At 61.3% G+C, this 2,909-nt stretch carries 3 protein-coding genes; 2 read left to right on the top strand and 1 reads right to left on the bottom strand.

Annotation, left to right across the window (positions count from 1 at the left end):
- The first annotated feature begins 470 nt into the window (after positions 1 to 470).
- The gene (locus tag BMI01S_RS36710; protein WP_042293121.1) at positions 471 to 791 is read left to right on the top strand and encodes a hypothetical protein; all 321 of its coding nucleotides are present in this window, start codon (positions 471 to 473) and stop codon (positions 789 to 791) included.
- A gap of 243 nt (positions 792 to 1,034) precedes the next feature.
- Here the strand turns inward: BMI01S_RS36710 and BMI01S_RS36705 are convergent, their stop codons facing one another.
- Positions 1,035 to 2,408, bottom strand: coding sequence for a hypothetical protein (locus tag BMI01S_RS36705; RefSeq protein WP_042293124.1), 1,374 nt, complete (start codon positions 2,406 to 2,408; stop codon positions 1,035 to 1,037).
- A gap of 206 nt (positions 2,409 to 2,614) precedes the next feature.
- Between BMI01S_RS36705 and BMI01S_RS41670 the strand changes: the two genes are divergently transcribed.
- The gene (locus BMI01S_RS41670) at positions 2,615 to 2,857 is read left to right on the top strand and encodes a hypothetical protein (RefSeq protein WP_156123915.1); all 243 of its coding nucleotides are present in this window, start codon (positions 2,615 to 2,617) and stop codon (positions 2,855 to 2,857) included.
- Positions 2,858 to 2,909: the final 52 nt, after the last annotated feature.

Below are 2,909 nucleotides of genomic sequence, written 5' to 3'. Positions count from 1 at the left end.
GGGCACTCCCCAGGAACCGCTGGAAAGTCGGAGCAGGCAGAGGGGCATTGCTGCCCGGGTCAGGACGAAAACAACTGTGCCTTCCGGCGCTGATTGCGGAGACGGAGCCGGAGTCTGTCGGCCAACTGACATTCAGGATGGGAGGCGCAAACCGGATCGGTCGAGGACCTTGAAGGCACGCGGGAAAGACGGGCTGATTCACCTTGAAACGAGCTTCGGCCCGTCAAATGGCGTCGCGGGCCGTATCGTCCGCGATGTCCTTTCAGGAATGCTACGCGGGAGCGATTGCGCAGTTCGGCGGGCATCGGAGCAACGGAATCGGTGAGTGGCGACCGGTGCGCGGTGAGCAGGCGCTAGAATAGCCCTCCTGGTAGCCGTAGCCGCCTGTGACGCGTCATCCGCCTGACCAGCGGAAACAGGGCGCGTGATGCCGCAGGTGCGCGGCGCAAGGATTGTGGGAGCAAAAGCAAATGACGGACGAACCAAGAGCGAAGATTGGTACTGTCGCGGGCAAGCTCGTGCAGGAAGCGATGACGACCGGACTGACGTGGGAGGAGATCGTCGCCGCGTTTGGCCTGGCCGCGAAAGCGACCGCGCAGGCTGCCGCGAGTGCGGGCGATGCGCCGGCCGATGAATGCGTTGCACGCGCGCGCAGCTGTCTGGAAGATGCCTTCGAGCAGGACGTCCACGTCGTCATTGCGGATGGCGGTGCGCCAAAGGGCGACGCCGAAGCCGACGAGAATCCGCTTCTGGCAACTGCCCGCCGTCGTCACATGTCCAGACTCCATTGAACGGCAGGCGAACTCCGCGCCGCGGATAGTCCTGGCACACGCTGCTCAGTATGCCCAGGAAAGCCCGGGAGAAAAATCCAGTCTCCGTCGTCCCCGGCAACATCAGGTGATTGACCTCTCCGGTCATCCCGGCGATGCAGGTCGGTGGCAAGTCGACCTGACACAGCGCAATTTTTTGCGTAGCGGGACCCGGCGATGCGCTTTGTGCGGCATGGCGCGGGGCGCCTGGCACGCTATACCGGCTCATAGCAGGATCGCCTGCTGCAGCAGTTCCAGCGCTTTCAGTTCGTCCAGGCGACCCGTGCGTGCCTTGCCTGCCAGCGTCTTGATCAAGGCTTCCGCTATCGGCTCAATACCGTGAAGATTGTCCAGACTCGTCACGGAAGCGAAGGGGAGCGCTGCCGGGTTTCGCTGCGGTACTACGGACGCGGCGAACGACTCTGGGGTTGCCCGTGTCGCTGCCGGTGCCCCCTCACCACTGTCTTCAGGCAGGTGACCGGTGCCGTCGTCGGGAAAACCATTCACATGATCTTGCGCGCTGGTAACGGTCGCCTCTTTCTCTCCTGCGACATCCGCCGAAACAGTTGAGCTTTCTGGATCGCCCGCCCGCGCGCGCCGTGCACGCGCCTTCTTGCCTGTGGCCTTCACCGGCATGTCGTCGTTTGTTGCGGACACAAGCGATTCGTGCTGTTGGGCGGATACGCGTCCGCGCGCCGCAGGCGCAAGCATACGCGACACCGACGCCGGAATCTCGGTTTCGGCGCGCGGGGTGTCCAGCCAGCCGGATGGCAATCCCAGTCGCTCCGTGAACCGGTTGGCTTCGGCAGCGTCCATGCGCTTCTTTCCATGCAGCCGGTGGGCCATATTGGACCCACTCAGTTCCATGACCACGCCAAGTCTTGCTTTCGAGCCGTTGCGACTCGTGAGAACGTGGAGATTGGCGCGCCGGATGTTTTCTACGTCGGCCCCGTCGTTGAGTGCCAGCGACTGCTGCCGGGCCGTTTCAGGAGACGTGCTGGATTTCGCACGCGCAGCTTTTCGCGGCGTACGAGCGTCGGGCTGTCCGGCCGTTTCGCCTGGACTGGTCTTGACGGCCCTGGGCGTACCACCGGTTGCTTTCCTGGGCATTTTCGCTTCCTCGGACAGACTGTCTTCAAGAGAGGGTTGCGGGTCGACGGTCAGGACAGAAGCCGGCTTGAGTGCTTTGGACTCTCCGTCTGGTTCGTCGTCGGGTTGAATGAAATCGAGTGGTGACTTCAGCCGGGCGATGGTCTCGGCTGCGAGTCCAGGAATGGGCTGGTCAAAAAATCCTTGTGGCAGCCCAAGCGTGGTTTCCATGTGAAAGGCGGTCTCGGGTGTGAACCTTTCGCCCTTCAGCAGTTCGGCCACGCGCGTCATGCTGGATTCAAGCGCGATGGCAATATTCTCTGCGCCTACCGTATCGACGAGAAACTGGAACGATCGCGTCTTGAAAATGGAGGCGGTCTGGGCGGAGTCCTGTGCGGGCGGCTTTACATACGGCTGCCTCTGCCGGTTGGGCTGAGACTTCTTTTCGTGGCGACCCTGGCGTTGACCGCTGTCGCGGGATCCCGCATATCGCCCGCGGGCTTGATTCATAAAGTAGGGCTCCATGCGATCGCTGATATCCTGAAGGTGTTGATTATAGACGCGGCGATGTTGGTATTTGATGTGTCATTCGCACCATGACGCGTAAATGTACGCCGGAATGAAGGTGGCGGCCTCCTTGATGTGGGTTTTCCGTGATCGGGTCTGGAATGGAGAGGATAACGAATGAAGTCGCGAAAGAAATCAGGTGATCATTCATGGTCCAGCTTGAGGCGTCAAGGGTTATCAAGCCACTTGAAGCTGCGACGAGCTTGGGGTTGTCGATGACGCAGAAGGCGAGCGGATATTCCGTTCAGGGAGGGCGTGGCGCTCTGCTCGCCACCACAAATCGGCGCATCGACGAATGGGGCGAGGTCTTGCACAACCCGATCATGACGCCAGTCGCCGTCGACCGGCAGGTCGACCACCCGATCATCTTCGAGCGCAACGAATTCGCCTGACAAGCCCTTGATGGGGATTTTCAGTATTTGGGAATGCGCCACATACCTGGAA

The sequence above is a fragment of the Paraburkholderia mimosarum LMG 23256 = NBRC 106338 genome, from assembly GCF_000739815.1.
Taxonomy (GTDB): domain Bacteria; phylum Pseudomonadota; class Gammaproteobacteria; order Burkholderiales; family Burkholderiaceae; genus Paraburkholderia; species Paraburkholderia mimosarum.
Note: the sequence above shows the minus strand (reverse complement) of the source record. Positions and strands in the feature narration are given on the sequence as shown.